General features: G+C 35.7%; 14 protein-coding genes and 2 tRNA genes. 12 read left to right on the top strand and 4 right to left on the bottom strand.

Annotation, left to right across the window (positions count from 1 at the left end):
- Positions 1-186: 186 nt before the first annotated feature.
- The 5 genes from ACFSTE_RS01795 to ACFSTE_RS01815 all read left to right on the top strand — a co-directional run bounded on the left by ACFSTE_RS01795 (position 187) and on the right by ACFSTE_RS01815 (position 5,266).
- Complete coding sequence (locus tag ACFSTE_RS01795; protein ID WP_254884106.1) at positions 187-1,005, top strand: sensor histidine kinase; 819 nt, start codon at positions 187-189, stop codon at positions 1,003-1,005.
- Positions 1,002-1,724: a LytR/AlgR family response regulator transcription factor gene (locus tag ACFSTE_RS01800; RefSeq protein ID WP_176027843.1), complete on the top strand. Its 723-nt coding sequence runs from the start codon at positions 1,002-1,004 to the stop codon at positions 1,722-1,724. Before ACFSTE_RS01795 ends, ACFSTE_RS01800 begins: the two co-directional genes overlap by 4 nt.
- A 6-nt stretch (positions 1,725-1,730) precedes the next feature.
- Positions 1,731-3,539 (top strand): sodium:solute symporter family protein, encoded by a 1,809-nt coding sequence (locus ACFSTE_RS01805; protein ID WP_176027842.1) that lies wholly within the window; start codon positions 1,731-1,733, stop codon positions 3,537-3,539.
- Positions 3,540-3,542: 3 nt separating this feature from the next.
- Complete coding sequence (locus ACFSTE_RS01810; RefSeq protein WP_378258168.1) at positions 3,543-4,640, top strand: acyltransferase family protein; 1,098 nt, start codon at positions 3,543-3,545, stop codon at positions 4,638-4,640.
- Positions 4,641-4,750: 110 nt separating this feature from the next.
- On the top strand, positions 4,751-5,266 hold the full coding sequence (locus tag ACFSTE_RS01815; protein ID WP_378258170.1) for an NUDIX domain-containing protein: 516 nt from the start codon (positions 4,751-4,753) through the stop codon (positions 5,264-5,266).
- On the opposite strand, the gene ACFSTE_RS01820 is transcribed toward ACFSTE_RS01815, so the two are convergent.
- Complete coding sequence (locus tag ACFSTE_RS01820) at positions 5,267-5,935, bottom strand: SCO family protein (RefSeq protein WP_176027839.1); 669 nt, start codon at positions 5,933-5,935, stop codon at positions 5,267-5,269. It lies immediately after the preceding gene.
- Between the two features lie 160 nt (positions 5,936-6,095).
- Between ACFSTE_RS01820 and rseP the strand changes: the two genes are divergently transcribed.
- On the top strand, positions 6,096-7,418 hold the full coding sequence (rseP, locus tag ACFSTE_RS01825) for an RIP metalloprotease RseP (protein WP_378258172.1): 1,323 nt from the start codon (positions 6,096-6,098) through the stop codon (positions 7,416-7,418).
- Positions 7,419-7,522: 104 nt separating this feature from the next.
- Positions 7,523-7,596 (top strand) — tRNA-Asn (locus tag ACFSTE_RS01830).
- A 463-nt stretch (positions 7,597-8,059) separates the two neighbouring features.
- Here the strand turns inward: ACFSTE_RS01830 and ACFSTE_RS01835 are convergent.
- Positions 8,060-8,141: transfer RNA gene (locus tag ACFSTE_RS01835), tRNA-Leu, on the bottom strand.
- Positions 8,142-8,373: 232 nt separating this feature from the next.
- Here ACFSTE_RS01835 and ACFSTE_RS01840 point away from each other — a divergent pair.
- From ACFSTE_RS01840 to ACFSTE_RS01860, 5 genes are all read left to right on the top strand, one after another.
- The gene (locus tag ACFSTE_RS01840) at positions 8,374-9,762 is read left to right on the top strand and encodes a dipeptidase (protein ID WP_176027837.1); all 1,389 of its coding nucleotides are present in this window, start codon (positions 8,374-8,376) and stop codon (positions 9,760-9,762) included.
- Between the two features lie 193 nt (positions 9,763-9,955).
- Complete coding sequence (locus ACFSTE_RS01845) at positions 9,956-13,069, top strand: M43 family zinc metalloprotease (protein WP_378258175.1); 3,114 nt, start codon at positions 9,956-9,958, stop codon at positions 13,067-13,069.
- A gap of 119 nt (positions 13,070-13,188) precedes the next feature.
- Positions 13,189-13,560, top strand: a complete 372-nt coding sequence (locus tag ACFSTE_RS01850) for a BlaI/MecI/CopY family transcriptional regulator (protein WP_176027835.1) — start codon at positions 13,189-13,191, stop codon at positions 13,558-13,560.
- Positions 13,557-14,897: a M56 family metallopeptidase gene (locus ACFSTE_RS01855; RefSeq protein WP_378258177.1), complete on the top strand. Its 1,341-nt coding sequence runs from the start codon at positions 13,557-13,559 to the stop codon at positions 14,895-14,897. The genes ACFSTE_RS01850 and ACFSTE_RS01855 overlap by 4 nt, the downstream gene beginning before the upstream one ends.
- Positions 14,898-15,224: 327 nt before the next feature.
- Positions 15,225-16,325 carry a DUF4407 domain-containing protein gene (locus tag ACFSTE_RS01860; RefSeq protein ID WP_378258179.1) on the top strand — a complete coding sequence of 367 codons (1,101 nt, stop codon included), beginning with the start codon at positions 15,225-15,227 and terminating at the stop codon, positions 16,323-16,325.
- A 131-nt stretch (positions 16,326-16,456) separates the two neighbouring features.
- On the opposite strand, the gene ACFSTE_RS01865 is transcribed toward ACFSTE_RS01860, so the two are convergent.
- Together ACFSTE_RS01865 and ACFSTE_RS01870 are read right to left on the bottom strand one after the other, a co-directional pair.
- Positions 16,457-17,677 (bottom strand): M24 family metallopeptidase, encoded by a 1,221-nt coding sequence (locus tag ACFSTE_RS01865; RefSeq protein ID WP_378258181.1) that lies wholly within the window; start codon positions 17,675-17,677, stop codon positions 16,457-16,459.
- A gap of 43 nt (positions 17,678-17,720) precedes the next feature.
- A complete protein-coding gene (locus tag ACFSTE_RS01870; RefSeq protein ID WP_378258183.1) occupies positions 17,721-18,965 on the bottom strand; it encodes an NAD(P)/FAD-dependent oxidoreductase in 1,245 nt (414 codons plus the stop codon).
- Positions 18,966-18,976 lie beyond the last annotated feature (11 nt).

Below are 18,976 nucleotides of genomic sequence, written 5' to 3' on the forward strand. Positions count from 1 at the left end.
AAGAAGTACCATCTTTACTTTTGGACGGTTTATTTTTTGTTCAATTTTTTGAGATGGGGGAGCTATTTTAATGATTATTGGTACTCATTAAAGTCAAATCTAGTAGAGTTCCCACTCCACATTATTATAGTGTACTTTAATATATATTATTTAGTTCCTAAGTATATCTTGAAAAAGAAATATGCTATGTATATAGCATTCTTATTAATGGCTTTAGGGATTCATTATCTGGTTCGGTCGGGTCTGAATTATTGGTTGGTTACTGAAAACATCTGGCCAGAAGTACAGGGTCGACATGATGCATTTGGATTTAATCATATCATTGCAGTAGTTCTGGGAGAACTGTATGTTATTGGTCTGACTTCTTCGATTAAGTTTACAGCAGACTTTCTTTATGAAAGAAACCAAAATCAACGATTAAAAGCACTACAATATAAAACAGAGCTCAAATATTTGAGAGCACAGATTCAGCCACACTTTTTCTTTAATACCCTGAATAATATTTATGCGTTGACAATGCAGAAATCTTCAGAAGCTTCAGATGTTGTTTTGAAATTGTCTGACATAATGAAATACATTATCTATGATGCCAGTAAGAAAAGTGTTTCACTTCTTCAGGAAATTAATTATATAGATAACTATATAGAACTTGAAAAAGTACGGTTTGGATATAAAGTAACATCAGAAATTAGTATTACAGGGAATGTAGATGAAGTTCAGGTACCTCCCTTGTTATTTTTGCCATTTATTGAAAATTCGTTTAAACATGGATTGTATTCTGGCTCTGATATGAATTTAACAGTTTCTTTTGAAAAAAATAAAGAAGAACTGGTTTTTGTTTCTAAAAATACATTTGATGAGGAGACCGTTCCTAAATCAAAAGGAGGAATAGGGCTAAAAAATATTGAAAGAAGGCTTCAACTACTATACGATAAGGATTATGTTTTGTACATTGCTGTTGAGAATAACGAATTTATTGTTGTCCTTAAAATCCCTGTACAATGACGGTAAAATGTATAATAGTTGATGATGAGCCTTTGGCCATAAATGTGATAGAGTCTTATTTAGAAGAGTTTAAAAATATTGAAGTATGCGGAGTGTATGAAAGTGCTATTGAGGCACTTCCTGCTATGGAAAGTGGTGATATTGATGTTGTTTTTTTAGATATTAATATGCCCAGAATGAGCGGCTTGGAATTCTTGAAAAGTTTACAAGAATATCCAATGATTATTATTACTACTGCATATAAAGAACACGCATTAGAGAGTTATGAGCTAGAGGTGTTAGATTATTTGGTAAAGCCAATTCCTTTTAGTCGTTTTCTGAAATCGATTAATAAACTAATGGCGAGGCTTCTTTCTGAAAAGAATGTAAGACTTACCTCAGATGATGATCCTCATATATTCTTGAAAGTAGAACGTAAATTAATGAAGATATATCTCAGAGATATTCTCTTTATAGAAAGTCTGAAAGACTATATAAAAGTTTGTACGGAAGATGGAAGTTATGTTTCGCATAAGTCCTTGTCGAGTATTAGCGAAGAACTACCGTCAGAAAACTTTGTGAGAATACATAAGTCCTATACTATAGCTATAGATAAGGTAAAGTGTATAGAAGGGAATTTAATTGAGATAGGAAGTAAAAAAATACCCATGGGGAGAAATTATGCAACCCATGCGAAACAACGAATATTAAAAAACGAAGGAAATTTATTTAAAGAGTAATACATTATGAAACTTAGTATTTTAGACTATGGTATAATAGTCACATTTTTATTATCCGTATTGTTAATAGGGGTAGTGGTATCAAAAAGGTCCGGTAAAAATTCATCTGAATATTTCTTATCCGGGCGTAGTATGCCTTGGTGGTTACTAGGTTTCTCTATGGTGGCAACAACTTTCTCTACAGACACCCCGAATTTGGTGACCAATCTGGTGAGAAAAAATGGAGTGGCAGGAAACTGGGAATGGTGGGCCTTTTTATTAACAGGGCTATTGACGGTTTTTGTATATGCTAAGCTCTGGAGGCGTTCTAATGTTAATACAGATATGGAATTTTATGAGCTGAGATATTCAGGAAAGCCAGCTCGTTTTTTAAGAGGGTTTCGTTCTATATATTTAGGAGTGATTTTTAATGTACTTGCTATGGCAGGGGTTACTTTGGCAGCAATTAAGATTGGTGGAATTATGTTTGGATTGCCTCCTTTGCACACAGTAGGATATGCAGCATTGATAACAGTAGTGTTTAGTGCGATTGGCGGTTTTAAAGGAGTTGTGTATTCTGATTTTTTACTATTCTTTGTGGCAATGGCAGGGTCAATAGGAGCTGCTTATTATTGTGTTAACCTTCCAGAGGTGAATGGTTTGGATGGTCTGATTACACACCCTAATGTAGTTGATAAAATATCATTGCTTCCTAGTTGGAGTAATAAAGAAATGATTATTAGTTTGCTGGTAATTCCGTTGGCAGTCCAGTGGTGGAGTTCATGGTATCCAGGGGCAGAACCTGGAGGAGGTGGTTACATAGCACAACGCATGTTAGCAGCAAAAGATGAAAGCCACGCGATTGGAGCAACCTTCTTTTTTAATATTATGCATTACGCATTACGTCCTTGGCCATGGATTATTGTAGCGTTAACATCATTAGTATTGTATCCGGATTTAGCAAGCATAAAAGAAGCCTTTCCTGATGTTACAAATGATAAGCTAGGGCATGACTTAGCGTATTCGGCGATGCTTACCAAGTTGCCCTCAGGGTTATTAGGAGTGGTGGTAGCATCTTTAGTGGCAGCTTATATGTCCACGATATCTACACATTTGAATTGGGGAGCATCTTATGTAGTAAATGATGTGTATAAGCAGTTTGTTAAGAAGGATGCCTCAGAAAAAGAGCTAGTAAATGTAGGTAGAATTTCTACAGTATTATTAATGGCAATAAGTGCAGTTATTGCTTTGTTATTGACAGATGCGGTTCAGTTGTTTAAGTATATTTTAATGTTTGGGGCAGGAACTGGTCTGATATTTTTATTACGATGGTTCTGGTGGCGTATCAATGCATGGAGTGAGATTTCTGCCATGTTTTCTTCAGGGATTATTTCGATTATAATTAATATAGAAGTAGTAAAAAATTCTATGTTTGGAGATGCCGGGATTTTTCCAAGCTGGGGACAGATTCCTTTTGTGGTGGTTGTAACAACTATTATATGGTTGTTGGCTACTTTTCTAACAAAGCCTGATGAAGATAAAACCCTGTTTAATTTTTATAAAAAAATACAACCTGGAGGACCTGGTTGGGATAAGATACTTCAGAGAGCAAATGAAGAAGGAATAGATATAGTAGATAAAGAGGAAAAATGGGCGGTTCCATTAGGAATTGGAGCAATGCTTCTTGGTTGTGTATTAGTCTATGGAGCGTTATTTGCTACAGGAAACCTTATCTATGGAAAATATACAGATGCAATTATTTTTATAGTTGTGACACTGGTATCTGGAGGGTTACTTGTAAAAGTGTGGAATAAGATGAAAAATAATTTTTTGTAATTCATGACATTAAAAAATAGAATACAATCCGTTGACTTTTTACGTGGGTTAACGATAGTGGTCATGATATTAGTAAATACCCCAGGAGACTGGGGTTTTGTTTATAAACCTTTATTGCATGCAAAATGGAATGGTTTGACAATAGCAGATTTTGTCTTTCCTTTCTTTTTGTACATAGTAGGTATTTCTATTTCTTTTGTATACAAAGCCAAAACACCTGATAAAACAATTTATAAAAAGATAGCGATAAGGAGTCTTAAGTTGATTGGATTGGGACTGTTTCTTAATGCTTTTTTGCCATATATTCCTTTTGTAGAATCATGGGAGAAAATGAGAATCCCTGGAGTTCTTCAGCGAATAGGGATTGTTTTTTTTGTGACCTCGGTATTATATCTTAATATGAGTAAGAAAGGATTGATGATATTGACGGCAGGAATTCTCGTAGGGTATTGGATATGGTTGGGATATATTCCTTTTCCTGGAGGAGATACTCCTACCTTGGAAAGAGCAGCTAATAATTGGGCAAATTACTTAGACTTACAGCTTTTGGGAACTCATATGTGGAAACCTGATTACGATCCGGAAGGGATAATAAGTACAATTCCTTCAATTGCTTCTGCGCTTACAGGGGTTTTTATAGGAGAAGTGTTAACGAGTTCAATGCTTCGAAAACATTTAAGATTATTAGGGTTAGGAAGCTTGTTGTTGGGAATTGGTTATATATGGAGCCTTGTTTTTCCTCTGAATAAGGCATTATGGAGTAGTAGTTTTGTTTTGGTTACTTCAGGATATGCTACACTTATTTTAGCGTTGATTTATTACCTTACGGATTATAAAGAGATTTCTTTAGGGAATATGTTTACCTATGTTGGTTCTAATGCTATTGTGCTCTATTTTTCGTCTATGTTTATCTCCAAAACGTTTTATCTGATATCAGTAGGAGAAAAGTATACGATTCATAGTTGGCTGTATGAGACTGTTTTTGTATATGAAGGAATGAGTAAGGAATTCTCGTCGTTATTGTATGCATTAGTTGTTATTGTCTTTTATGTTGTTGTGGCTTATGTGTTGTATCGAAAGCGGATTTTTATTAAAGTTTAATCAATACGCATTATATCATTTTAACTTTTTTTAAGTACAGAGGATAAGAATAAGATATAAGTAATAATGCTATCTTGCGCATAAGAAGTGTAATTGCTAAGTAAAGATGCATGAGAGAAGTGTATAAATTTTGTCCTAGCTGTCAAAGCCCATTAGAAGTATTTGAAGAAGAGTATTTAGCGTGTTCCAGTGATCACTGTAACTTCGTGCATTATGGTAATCCAACTCCGGTAGTCGCTGCAATAGTAGAATATGAAGAAAGACAGATTTTATTAGCTCATAATACGCAGTGGCCAGAGGATTGGTATGCATTGATTACTGGTTTTTTAGAGAGGAATGAGCACCCTGATGAGGCAGTGCTTAGAGAGGTTCAGGAAGAATTAGGAGTAATGGGAGAATTAGTTTCTTTTGTTGGGCATTATCCGTTTTATAGAATGAATCAAATACTGCTAGTGTATCATGTTAGGGTCAGTGGAAAGATCAATCTTAATGAAGAGTTGGATGATTATAAAATCATTCCTTTTTCAGAAGTGACGTATTGGCCTGCCGGGACTGGTTATGCGGTAAGAGATTTTTTGATATCAAAAGGAGAAACGCCAGTAGAAGTTCCGTTCTCCGGGATGTAATCACTGTTCTTTTTTTAGGATTTCAATATCGTCCAAAAGCCGATCAATTTCTTCCTCATCTGTTCCGTCATAAAAACCACGAATTCTTTTTTTGGTGTCTACTAAAATAAAATTTTCTGTATGGATCATATCATAAGGACCTCCATCTCCATTAGATTTGGCTGCCAGATACGATTTTCTGGCTAGATTATAAATCTGCTTTTTGTCACCAGTAACCAGGTTCCATTTGGTGTCATTGACCCCTTTTCTTTTAGCATATCGCTTTAATTGGGCAACAGTATCAATATCAGGGGTAACTGTATGAGATAGTAATAAGACAGAAGCGTCATTCATGAGTTCGTCCTGAATTTTTTTCATATGTCCTGTCATAACTGGACAAATGGATTGACAGGTGGTAAAAAAGAAATCTGCTACATATATTTTATTATCATATTCTTTTTCTGTAATGGTTTTTCCATTTTGATTGGTAAGGGAAAAAGGAGCGATTTTATGATACTTTCTGATGTGTTGTACGGTGCTGTCTACTAATTCCGTGTTGACCATCTCTGGTTCGTAAATAGGTAAAACCGGTGTAGGCTTTAGAATAGAATAAATAATAGAAATGATAATTGCAGAAAGTACCAAAAGAACAATTCCAAAAAACTTATATCTGGAAAAAAAACGAAGCATATGAGTAATTTAATACTGCAAAATTACGAGGAATGTTTTATTAGTACGACCAGTTTTTGCTAAAAAATCATTAAAAGATTCGTTCCACTCTTTAGATTTCTTTCATAAGCAGTACTAAAAGGTTACTTTTGCGTGATTTAAATTTTGAACATAGACCGATATGAGTCCATTTTTTGTAAAAGCAATACAATTATTGTTAAGCTTATCTTTTCTTATTATCCTGCATGAATTGGGGCATTTTATCCCAGCAAAACTATTTAAGACCAGGGTGGAAAAATTCTATTTGTTTTTTGATGTTAAGTTCTCTTTGTTTAAGAAAAAAATAGGAGAAACAGTATACGGAATCGGGTGGTTGCCACTTGGAGGGTATGTAAAGATTGCTGGAATGATTGATGAGAGTATGGATAAGGAACAAATGGCGGGTCCTCCACAACCATGGGAGTTTAGATCAAAACCAGCTTGGCAACGCCTAATTATTATGTTAGGAGGAGTCACAGTGAATATTATTCTTGGTTTTCTTATTTATATGGCGATTGTTTTTACCTGGGGGAGTAATTATGTAGGAGTAGCAGATATGCCTAAAGGGTTTAAGGTAGCAGAATCGTTTAAAGAATATGGATTTCAGGATGGAGATCGTATTCTGAAGACAAATGGAGAGAAGTTGGAAGATATGACTCGAATTAATGCATACCTATTTTTGAGAGATGTAAAGACAGTTGAAGTGTTGCATCAAAATGGAGAAATGGAAACGATTACGATACCTGATGATATTGGTAAAAAAATGTTTGAAACAGGAGTGTTGACTCCTTTTTCGCCAATAGGAGATGCTAAGATAGATTTAGTTCAGGAAGGTTCAGGGGCAGATAAGGCAGGATTAGAGGTAGGAGATATTATTACAGGTACAAATGGAGCTCCTGTAGCATATATGAGCGATTATTTTGAAGCCAGGGCTAAAGATAGTATTAAAACAACGCCCATAACTCTTACATATAAAAGAGAAGGGATTGAAAAAACAGCAACCATTACCCCGGATGAAGAAGGGATAATAGGAATTTCTTTTGGAAGAGATTATGAAGTGCAGAAGAAGGCCTATTCGCTAGGAGAAAGTATTAGTCAGGGATTCGAATTGGGATATTGGACACTACACGATTATATAGCACAGTTTAAATATGTGTTTACTAAAAAAGGAGCAACTCAGGTAGGAGGTTTTGCGGCAATAGGAAATTTATTCCCTGAAGCCTGGAACTGGAAAGCTTTCTGGGGGACAACAGCTTTTATTTCTATTATTTTGGCATTTATGAATATTCTGCCTATTCCTGCATTGGATGGAGGGCATGTTATGTTTTTATTGTATGAGATGATTACAGGGAGAAAACCGAATGATAAATTTATGGAATATGCGCAATTGGTTGGTTTTGTGTTGTTAATCGCGTTGCTGTTATTCGCTAATGGAAATGATATCTATCGAGCAATTTTTAAATAAGAACTTTTTTTAAAAAAAATAGTAAAAATGTTTTTTACAATTCAAAAAAGGTTCTATATTTGCACTCGCAAAACGGAAATACATTAGCGGATTGCAAATGAAATTCCTCCTTAGCTCAGTTGGTTAGAGCATCTGACTGTTAATCAGAGGGTCCTTGGTTCGAGCCCAAGAGGGGGAGCAAAAAAAGACTTACAATTCAATTGTAAGTCTTTTTTGTTTTTATAGGTTTTTTAAAAAAGGAATACATCGAAAAATAATTTTTGATAAGGAGGAAGAGTGAGATGGGAGATTGGTGTTGTTTAAGTGTTTTTTAAGGAAAAGTTTAAAAGGTCAAAGATGTTCTTTTTAGCGTATTTAATGGCTTTTTTTAGTTGTTGAAATAGAATGTCTGGTCTGTTTTTTCTTGTAAGGTATTTAGTGAAGGGAAGATTGATATTGTTGTTGTTTAGAACTGTCTTTTCGTTGTGCTGGATTGTTGATTAGGGGAAGTAGGGTCGAGTGTGATCGGTTTTAAACTTATGTGCGATTAGCGAAAGTTAGAAAGAGGGTGATAAAGAGATTATGGTTTTTTTTTGGTGTAGGGCAGATTGATTGTTATATTGAAATAAAAAAAGCTGACTAAATAGTCAGCTTTTGTCTTGTGCGGGCGGAGAGACTCGAACTCTCACACCTCGCGGCACTAGATCCTAAGTCTAGCGTGTCTACCAATTCCACCACGCCCGCAATAAATATCGCTTAGCAAATAAAAACATTTGTAAAAGCGAGTGCAAATATAAGTAATACTTCATGATCTCAAAGGATTTTGAAAACTTTTTTTGAAAAAAATAAATCTTTTTTAAGACGGTACTGATAATGAGTGTGCTATGGGAGTAAAAAAAATGAGTATAAGAAGGTTTTTGTCTAGTATCCGGAATAAATCATTTTTAGTACTTTTAGAAAAAAAATAAATAGGCAAATGCAAAATATAAAATCCTACGTAGGAGAACATAAAGACCGCTTTATTAATGAACTGATGGAGCTATTAAGAATCCCGTCAGTAAGTGCGGATTCAGCTTTTGAAAAAGATGTAATCAGAACTGCAGAAGCGGTTAAAAAAAGCTTGGAGAAAGCAGGTTGTGATAAGGTAGAATTGTGTGAAACTCCTGGATACCCTATTGTATATGGGGAGAAAATAATAGATCCGGCATTGCCAACCGTACTTGTGTATGGGCATTATGATGTACAACCGGCAGATCCGATAGAATTATGGGATAGTCCCCCGTTTGAGCCTGTAGTAAAAAAGACAGCGATTCATCCCGAAGGAGCTATTTTTGGTCGTGGGTCATGTGATGATAAAGGACAGATGTATATGCATGTCAAAGCTCTGGAATTTATGACAGAAACTGGACAGTTACCTTGTAATGTTAAGTTTATGATCGAAGGAGAAGAAGAAGTAGGAAGTAAGAGCCTGGGATGGTTTGTAGAGAGAAACCAGGAGAAATTAAGTAATGACGTGATTTTGATTAGTGATACGGGGATGATTGCTAATGATGTTCCTTCTATTACCACTGGATTGCGAGGATTAAGTTATGTAGAAGTAGAGGTAACCGGACCGAATAGAGATTTACATAGTGGATTGTACGGAGGAGCAGTAGCAAACCCGATTAATATTCTGACCAAAATGATTGCATCATTACACGATGAAAATAATCGTATTACAATTCCGGGATTCTATGATAAGGTAGAAGAATTATCAACAGAAGAGAGAGCAGAGATGGCAAAAGCTCCTTTCTCATTAGATGCGTATAAGAAGTCATTAGATATTAAGGCTGTATACGGAGAAGAAGGATATACGACTAATGAACGTAATTCAATCCGTCCGACATTAGATGTGAATGGAATTTGGGGAGGATATACAGGAGAAGGAGCAAAAACTGTTATCGCTAGTAAAGCATATGCTAAGATTTCGATGCGATTAGTTCCGAATCAGGATTGGGAAGAAATTACCCAGCTGTTCAAGGATCACTTTGAGAAGATTGCTCCAGAAGCAGTTACTGTAAAAGTAACTCCACACCATGGGGGACAAGGGTATGTTACTCCTATTGATAATATAGGATATCAGGCAGCGAGTAACGCTTATAAAGATACTTTTGGAGTAGCTCCAATTCCTCAGCGAGGAGGAGGAAGTATTCCAATAGTAGCTTTGTTTGAAAAAGAACTAAAGAGTAAAACCATCTTAATGGGGTTTGGATTGGATAGTGATGCTATTCATTCCCCGAATGAGCATTTTGGAGTCTTTAATTATCTGAGAGGAATTGAAACAATTCCATTGTTCTATAAGTATTTTACAGCGCTAAGTAAATAATAAAGTAATAAAATAATGTAGAAAAGCACCTTGATAATCAAGGTGCTTTTTTGTTTTGTAAGAGAAACCAGCCGTAAGTATTTTTTAGAATAAAGAGAGGTAGAATAGTATATGCTTTGGTTATTATATAGTTATCAGATTGTTGTGATTTGAATTTACTTTGAAATAACTAATAACATAAACTCAATTTATTATGAAAATTCGAATTGCTGTACTAACAGTTTTAGTATTGTATATACCCATTATATGTCTGGGACAACAGACATCTGTCGATGCTAGAAAATGTAAGTCAAGTGAGGTAAATGCAGTAGCTTTTTCTCAAAATCCTGCTGCGCAATCAGAGTATGATGCCTTTAATAAAAAAACAAAAGGACTTGTGCAAGAAGGAATTGGTCTCCAAAAAAGGGGCATGACCTATACCATTCCTGTAGTAGTCCATGTGTATGGGAAAATACAACATGGGAAAACAGTAGATTATAACACAATTCACGGAGCTTTAGAAGCATTAAATAAAGATTTTAATGGGCTTAATGATGACTTCAATAGTATAGATCCGGTATTTGATGGAAGAAAATCCATATTGAATATTCGATTTGCATTAGCAAAAATTGATCCTAATGGAGGAAGTACCAATGGAGTAATTATACATCCAGAAGCATCAGGAATGGGAAATTATGGCAGCCCGATTGTGGCAGCAGATGGTTGGGATAACTATAAGTATATGAATGTGTACATTACTGGCGACTTATATGGAGATGGAGCTTCTAATAACTCAGGGGTCGCCTGGTATCCAAATACTAGTATGTCGGATCAGAATATTGCTAGAGTTGTGTATAACGGACAATATCTGCACGGTAATACAAATAAAGAATTTGCATCTGTGTTTACTCATGAATTTGGACATTGGTTAAATCTGATCCATACATTTGAAGGGGGGTGTAATGACCCAAATGGGGATTATGTTAGTGATACGCCAACAGAGGATTCCAATTCTGGAGATAAGGGATGTACTATAGGAGCCAGTGAATGCGGAAATCTAATTAACTATGAAAATTACATGGGATATGATTCAGCATCTGGCTGTGCTAAGATGTTTACGATCGGACAAGTAAATAGAATGTTAGCGGCTTTAGAGCACCCATCGAGAAGACCGTTATGGCAACCAGCGAATTTAATAGCAACAGGAGTGGATCTTAAAGGGGCATCGTTGGTTGCTTCTAATAATACTGTAGAAGAAGCAGTGTCTAATAATGGATCGTTAGCAGAAGTGTATTATGATATTGAAATACAAGGAGGGAGTTTTTCATTATCTTCGGGAGCACTTGTAGAGGGGACTCATTTTTCATCAATAGCTCCGCAGGGAATCACTACGTCTATTTCTGTAATCACGAATCAAAAATTACGAGTCAGATATAGCGGAAAAGCCAGTAAACATACAAGTCTTGATAACCTGAAGGGAAATATCACCCTGAAGGATGCGATTATTTATGGAGGAGTAAGTATTTTGAATTCAGCCAAGGTATCATTTGATTTCATGTTCTATGATCCTTTCGAGGTAGTGTATGTGGATAATCCTGATTATACTGCGAATGCAAGCACTACATGGACTTATTTTGTTTTACAAGGGGCAGAAACAAATAATTATGGAACTTTTTTTGAGAATAATGCTTTAAAATTAGAAACGTATACAAAAGCATTGATTTGTCTTCCGGGAAGTCTATATCCCGAACCATTAGTTTCTGGTGCTATGATTGACTCTAAAAATAACTGGGTGAATGGGGGAGCATATCCGGATTTACATGTCATTCGAAATGCTAACTATACCCAATGGGATGGTAAAACAGCGTATATAGGGTTTCAATTTGAGTTATATTCAGGAAAAACAAACTATGGATGGTTTCGGGTACGGGTAAATGCCGATGGCACATCATATACTTTATTAGACTATGCGTATAGTACGGAACCCTTTGGGGGAATTAAAGCAGGAAGTAAAGTAAGAGATGTCGCAACTCCTTCTTGTAATGATGGGATACAAAATGGAGATGAAACAGGAATTGATTGTGGAGGGTCTTGTTCTCCATGTTCTACTACACCGTATTGCATAGCAGGAAATCAAGGAACTAATTATATCAGTAATGTTACTTTTGGAGAGATTAATAATACAAGTGGTAATAGTACATATTCTGATTTTACAGCTATTGCAGCCACGATTGTTCAGGGAGAGGCAGAAAGGTTGATAGTAACTCCTTATTATAGTACTCCTAATTGGGGAGCAAATGTAGTTGGAGGATGGATTGACTGGAATCAGGACGGAGATTTTACAGATCCGGGAGAAGAGGTCTTAATGAAGCCAAGAGGAGCAGGAATCGGACTGGCAGAAGTAATTGTACCTACCACCGCTAAGTTGGGAAAGACAAGGTTACGCATTCGGTATCATTGGTGGGATGCACCTACTCCATGCAATACGACAGGAGGAGATGAAGCCGAAGATTATAGTGTTATTGTTGTAGAGGCAAGTACAGCAACATGTACAGATGGTATTCAGAATGGAGATGAAACAGGAATTGATTGTGGTGGGTTGTATTGTGAACCTTGTAATGCTACAGGAAATATTGTTTTCGTAGATATTAATGATATTGTGGTGAATACTACTTCAAATTGGGAATTTTTTAAAATAGAAATAGGGGATAACAGAGATTATGGGGCTTGGGTTTCAGGAGGAGAACTATCATTAGTTACTTATAACAAAGATATTGTATGTGAAACAGGGACTAATTATGTGAGCTTTCTGGGAGAAGGTATCGATATAGGAAAGGCTAGTAATTTTACACCTGAGAATCATAGTTATACGATCTTTTCTTCGTCATATGATACCTGGAAAGGCAAATCCGGATATGTTGGGTTTACTTTTAGTATCAATGGGGAGGTACATTATGGATGGTTCTATCTCACAGTGGCAATTGATGGATTGTCATATACAATAAAAGAGTATGCATATAATTCTATTGCAGGGGCGCCAATACGTACAGGAAGGAATTATACGGCAATAAACGAAAGCTGTGGGTTAGAGATGCATGCATATCCTAATCCCTATACAAAATACGCAACAATAGATCTATCTAAGTTACAGAAAGCTCCCGTAGAAATATGTGTGTATGATATGTATGGAAAACAGATTAATAGACAATTTTATAAAGCAAGTCCAACTAAATTTGTGTTGGGAGAGAAAACAAAAACGAGTGGCTATTATATAGTTAAGATCCATTCGAAAAGCAGATCGGAAGTTTTTATGATTGTTAAAAAATAATCTTTTTTCGAATTGAATTTTTATATAAAAGTAGCCCGCCTTTCTTAAAAGTGGGCTATTTTTTTGTAAAGTATTATTTTTGTTCTACATTTGTAGAGTTAATTCTAATAATGTAGAGCATGAAGTTGTCAAAAACAGAAGAACAATTGATGAAATATTTGTGGAAGTTAGAGAAAGCTTTTATGAAAGATTTATTAGAGGAATATCCAGAGCCTAAACCAGCAACGACTACAGTAGCTACTTTGCTAAAGAGGATGGCTGATAAAGGTTTTGTAGCATATACTTTATATGGAAAATCAAGAGAATATTACCCCCTGGTTGAAAAAACAACCTACTTCTCTACACATGTGAATAGTTTGATCAAGAATTTTTTTAATAATTCAGCTTCCCAATTCGCTTCTTTCTTTACCTCGGAGACAAATTTATCCACTGCCGAATTAGAAGAATTGCGAAAAATTGTAGATCAAGAAATCGAAAAAAAGAAGAAATGATACTATATGTTTTAAAATCAACTCTATGCTTGTTACTCTTTTGGGGGTTTTATATGTTATTTCTGGAAAAGGAAAAAATACATAGATACAAACGTTGGTATTTACTCGTTACTATTTTTATAGCATACATTATTCCGTTAATTACCATATCATATACCGTATCAGATGTGGAAACGACTCAATTAATTCAGGAGACTCCTGTTGGAGAAACCAAAGTAGAAGAAGGATATCAGGAGGGAACAGAGGAATTAGTTAGGCTATTGATTTGGAGTATATATATTGTAGGAGTATTGATATTTGGAACTCGGTGTATTCGAAATTTATGGCACTTACAACAACAAATCCGGCATAGTGAAAAAAGGAATGATAGCACTTTTATTAGCGTATTAGTGGACAGAAAGATCCTTCCTTTTACCTTTTTGAGATACGTCTTTTTTTCGAAAGAAGCCTATGTAAATCAGGAAATTCCAAAAGAAATTATACTTCATGAAGAAACTCATGTAAGACAACGACATACCGTAGATATTCTGTTTGTAGAAATGTTTCAAGTTATTTTTTGGTTCAATCCATTATGGTTTTGGGTCAAAAGAGCGATGAAACTAAATCATGAATTTCTGGCAGATCAGGCTGTCATTGACCGACAGACATCTGTACAGGAATATCAACAATTGCTCATTAACTATCCGATCAGTTTTAATCACACTGCGATAATGAGCGAAATCAATTATTCATTAACAAAAAAACGATTACAAATGATGAAAACTTCATTTTCAAAAAGAAGAGCGGTCTTACGGCTGCTAATGATGATTCCAATTATGGGGATTAGTATGACATTGTTTAATTATCAGGAGACCATTGCTTCTGACCCTTTTGCTCCAGTAGTAAAACAGGGAAAAAAAACACTCCATTCTGAAGAGTTGCAAGGCGTGACAGCAGAAATGATTGCCCGTTATAACAAATGGGCAAAAAATATCAGAAAAGCACAGGAAAAAGGAAGACGAGTGATTATAAAGTCAGAGGAGTTGAAAGAAATGCGAAGAATTTATGGACAAATGAGCGAAGAACAAAAGAGACAAGCAATTCCTTTTCCTGATGTTCCCCCTCCACCTCCGCCACCACTTGTTCGAAAAGGAGAAGTTACTGCAAAGATGGTGAGTAGCTTTAATAGATGGGCAAAGAAAATTAATAAAAGGATTGAAGAGAGACAAAGAATAATCTTAAAGGAGAAAGAAACAAATTATATGAAGATGATATATAATGCAATGACGAAGGAGCAAAAGGAGAAATCAGAGGCGTTTCCAAATATTCCTCCTCCACCCCCTCCACCAAAAATCTAATCAATAGAATTATAGAATAACCAATGCGGTATAAAAAGTGTTTGAATACTCAAACACTTTTTTGCGTTTTACAAGCTCAGATATCGGTTTTATGATATTTGTTTTTTCCATAATAGAAACAATCATATTTGTAGTTGATAGGTGGATTGAATGTAGAATCGGTTTTTAAAAAAATATAAGAAAGTGAGAAAAGATATCCTCTCTAAAGAAATATAGATACTATTTATATACATAGAACAAGAAGAGCAGTATAGAGTTATAAACAATGTGTAACATTTTACTTACAATCAACGTTCTATATATACATTCAATCAAAAAACCTCAATCATGCTAAAACGATTTTTTATTTTATGCGCTGGCGCAGACGAAAAAATATTATCAGAGTGTTCTCACGGAGAGCAAAACAAATATGTCGGGATTGGAGCCACAGTTTTCTTTACCGCAGTCATGGCATTTATAGCAGCAGCCTATGCACTATATACTGTATTTGATACATACCTTACAGCAATCTTTTTTGGATTAATTTGGGGGTTACTTATTTTTAATCTAGATCGATTTATCGTATCTACTATTAAGAAAAAAGACCGGTTTATACGAGAGTTTTTACAAGCTGTTCCCAGGCTTATTTTAGCTGTTATTATTGCAATTGTTATTTCCAAACCATTAGAATTAAAAATATTTGAAAAGGAAATTGACAGAGTATTGTTAGAGCAAAAAAATGACTATACCTTATCAAATAAAGAACAGATACAAACTCAATATACCCCTCAGGTTGAAGCGTTGAATGAAGAAATAAAAGCATTAACGACAACTGTAGAAACCAAAGAAGCAGCAGTCAATGCATTATATGATACTTATATTGCAGAAGCTGAAGGAAGAAAAGGGACTAAAAAGATAGGCAAAGGACCGGTTTATAAAGAAAAAAGAGAAAAACATGATGCTGCTCTTGCGGCGTTGAAAGAACTGAAAACAACCACAGCAGCCAGGATAAAAACACTGGAAGAAAAAAAAGAAGCATTGGCAGTAGAATATCAGGAAGTAGTTGCTGCTTCTCAACCGGTTATTGATAATTTTGACGGGCTTATGGCTCGTATTGAAGCATTAGGGAAACTTCCTTGGTTCCCTTCGTTTTTTATTTTTTTACTCTTTTTAGCTATAGAAACTGCTCCTATTTTTGCAAAATTGATTAGTGCCCGTGGGGAATACGATTATCGAGTAGAAGATAGGGAACAGGAAGTGAAATCATGGGTGGATCAGAAGAAAAACCAACGTACTGTTTTGGTAGCGACGGATCATACAATTAATGATAAAGTGTATCAGGATATTGCGGAAGAAGAAGAACTCTATGCATATAAGAAAAAAATAACAAGAGACCTGATGAAGAAACAGCAGGATGCTTTTTATAAAAAGCAAACAGGAATTTTATAGTTATGTTGGTTTATGAGCAGAAAGAAGCTCCTCTTTTTCTTTTAAAAAAAGAATGTTTTAATCGATATTAGAAATTGAAATTTTTCTGGGTTAGGTCTAAAATTAACTTTATGTAAGAAAGTTGACTATTCCTACAATGCTAGCCCAAAGGGATCATCAATAGAATGTGCAGGTTTAGTAAACCATTTAGGACCGTCTTCAGTCATGTATATATGATCTTCTAAGCGAACACCAAATTTGTAAGGAACACAAATCATAGGTTCATTACTAAAACACATTCCAGGTGTTAATATGCTGTCTTCATGTCTAGCAATATATGGCCATTCGTGTATATCCAAACCAATGCCATGCCCGGTTCGGTGTGGTAATCCAGGTAATTTGTAGTCAGGTCCTAGTTTGTTTTTCTCGAGATGCTTTCTCACAGCAATATCGATATGAGAACAGGGATGCCCTAATTGTGCTGCATGAAAAGCGACCAATTGTGCTTCTTTTTCCAGATTCCATATTTTTCGTTGTTCATCACTAATAGTTCCATAGACATAAGTTCGTGTAATATCTGAAATGTAGTTATTCAAAATACAACCGGTGTCGATCAGAACAGTATCGTTTTCTTCCAGATTTTTAGGAGCTTTTACCCCATGCGGAAAAGAAGAATCTACCCCGAATAGAACAATGCAAAAATAAGAACCGGAAGCAATGCCATATCGTTTGTGTGCTTCATTAATGAAGTCTGTAACTTCCTTACTACTGATCCCTGGTTTTAATATACTTGCAGTAGCTTTCTGAACTTTCATAGTGATGTCCATAGCTGCCTGTATAATAGCAATCTCAGCAGGGGATTTTGTCATTCTGCATCCTGCGGTAATCACTTTGGCATTCATAAGTTGATAAGAGGACTGTAATTGAATAAATCCATCAATGACAAAAAAGGGAGTTGTTTCATCCATAGCGATTTTTCCTTCGGAGTATCCTTTTTTTTGCAAGATTTTCAATGATAATTCATATGGATTTTCATGTTCTTCCCAGCAATGCACAGTTCCCCGAATCATCATGAAATCCATAATTGTTCCTTTTTCGAAGCGAGGACCTATATAATGGAGACTTCCATCAGGGAATAAAAATGCTCCCATTAATCGTTCACTAGGGGACCATCGCATACCTGTAAAGTAATACAGATTGGTTCCTGCGTGTAGATAAAGGACGGGAACCTGATGCTTTTTCATAAGGAGGCAAGCCTTCTGTATTCTATCCTGGAACTCTTCTTTCTGGATAGAGGGGACAAGATGTGCGCTTGGTTGTATGGCATTTAATTCAATTTCTATGGTAGATCCACCGATTCCTAATGCATTCATAATGGTATACTAAAAAGAATTTGTTTTTGTTTTATTGATTTTTTCAAAAAGAGCGATCTGGATGATAAACAGACAGATCCAAAGATGTTTTTTGACCGGAAATAATCTCAGATACAAGTTTTCCGGTTGCAGGTCCCATACTCCATCCCATCATTGCATGCCCTGTGGCGATAGTCAGATTTGAACACTTTTCGGATTTTCCTATGTAGGCCATACCGTCAGGGGAAACAGGGCGTAGTCCACAAGAAGCTTTGGCAGTTTCTTCTGGCATTAGCTGAATCTCCGGATAGTACCTATTGGCAGCATTAGCAATAGTTTGTACCCGTATTGGATTAATATCGTGATTAATTCCTGCGATCTCCATAGTACCTGCAAAACGAGTAAACCCTTGCATAGGGGTCACAGCGACCTTTGCCTCGCATAAAATAGCAGGCATGTTTATTCCTAGATTTCTTGTCGAGTTAATAGAATATCCTTTGCCTCCTTCCAACAAAATTTTTAATCCCAGTTTCTTACTCAGCAGGTGAGACCAGGATCCTGCTGCTAATACATATTCATCTGCTTTGTAGGATTGTCGGGAAGTGACTACAGAAGAGATAGACTCTTTATTAGTAATGATATCAGTAACTTTTTCATTCAATAGAAAATTGACTCCTACATTGGTTAGGTAGGTTCTCATCTCTTCCATAAATGTTTGTGGTGTTGTATGTCCATCGCATCGATATAACAATGCACCTAGTGCAGCAATTGATATTTCGGGTTCGATGTTCTTTATCTCTTCAAGTGACAGTGATGTTACCGGAAGCCCTTCTTCCCTAGCAATAGCTGCCATACGTGTTTCCTCTTCCAGAACCTTTTCTGTTTGACAAAGCATGAGTAACCCTTTTTTTTCCAGATGAAAATTAAACTGTTCGTCTGCTTTTATGTCAGAGTATAATTCGCTGCTAAAGAGGTTGATGTCTTTAATGGCTGTGACGTTTTTGGAGACATTTTTTTGTGTGCAGGACTTATTAAAAGCCCAAGCCCATTGTATGAAATCTTTTTGCATCCTGGGTTTGATAAATAGAGGACTGGTAGGATTAAACATCCATTTAATTCCTTTTTTCATTACTCCAGGAGCTGCCAATGGGATAATGTGGCTGGGGGTAAGATATCCGGCATTGACATATGACGCTCCGGTAGTAGCTGATGATTGATCAATAATGGTTACCTGATGTCCTTCTTTATGCAAGTAATAAGCACTACACAACCCTATAATTCCTCCTCCTATAATGATACAGTGTTTCAATTTTTTTGATT

The organism is Aquimarina hainanensis, from assembly GCF_042684685.1.
GTDB classification, from domain to species: Bacteria; Bacteroidota; Bacteroidia; order Flavobacteriales; family Flavobacteriaceae; genus Aquimarina; species Aquimarina hainanensis.

Excerpts from the sequence above, each read along its gene's own strand:
- ACFSTE_RS01795 (WP_254884106.1), top strand. The coding sequence starts at position 187 with ATGTATATAGCATTCTTATTAATGGCTTTAGGGATTCATTATCTGGTT.
- ACFSTE_RS01800 (WP_176027843.1), top strand. The coding sequence starts at position 1,002 with ATGACGGTAAAATGTATAATAGTTGATGATGAGCCTTTGGCCATAAAT.
- ACFSTE_RS01805 (WP_176027842.1), top strand. The coding sequence starts at position 1,731 with ATGAAACTTAGTATTTTAGACTATGGTATAATAGTCACATTTTTATTA.
- ACFSTE_RS01810 (WP_378258168.1), top strand. The coding sequence starts at position 3,543 with ATGACATTAAAAAATAGAATACAATCCGTTGACTTTTTACGTGGGTTA.
- ACFSTE_RS01815 (WP_378258170.1), top strand. The coding sequence starts at position 4,751 with ATGAGAGAAGTGTATAAATTTTGTCCTAGCTGTCAAAGCCCATTAGAA.
- ACFSTE_RS01820 (WP_176027839.1), bottom strand. The coding sequence starts at position 5,935 with ATGCTTCGTTTTTTTTCCAGATATAAGTTTTTTGGAATTGTTCTTTTG.
- rseP (WP_378258172.1), top strand. The coding sequence starts at position 6,096 with ATGAGTCCATTTTTTGTAAAAGCAATACAATTATTGTTAAGCTTATCT.
- ACFSTE_RS01840 (WP_176027837.1), top strand. The coding sequence starts at position 8,374 with ATGCAAAATATAAAATCCTACGTAGGAGAACATAAAGACCGCTTTATT.
- ACFSTE_RS01845 (WP_378258175.1), top strand. The coding sequence starts at position 9,956 with ATGAAAATTCGAATTGCTGTACTAACAGTTTTAGTATTGTATATACCC.
- ACFSTE_RS01850 (WP_176027835.1), top strand. The coding sequence starts at position 13,189 with ATGAAGTTGTCAAAAACAGAAGAACAATTGATGAAATATTTGTGGAAG.
- ACFSTE_RS01855 (WP_378258177.1), top strand. The coding sequence starts at position 13,557 with ATGATACTATATGTTTTAAAATCAACTCTATGCTTGTTACTCTTTTGG.
- ACFSTE_RS01860 (WP_378258179.1), top strand. The coding sequence starts at position 15,225 with ATGCTAAAACGATTTTTTATTTTATGCGCTGGCGCAGACGAAAAAATA.
- ACFSTE_RS01865 (WP_378258181.1), bottom strand. The coding sequence starts at position 17,677 with ATGAATGCATTAGGAATCGGTGGATCTACCATAGAAATTGAATTAAAT.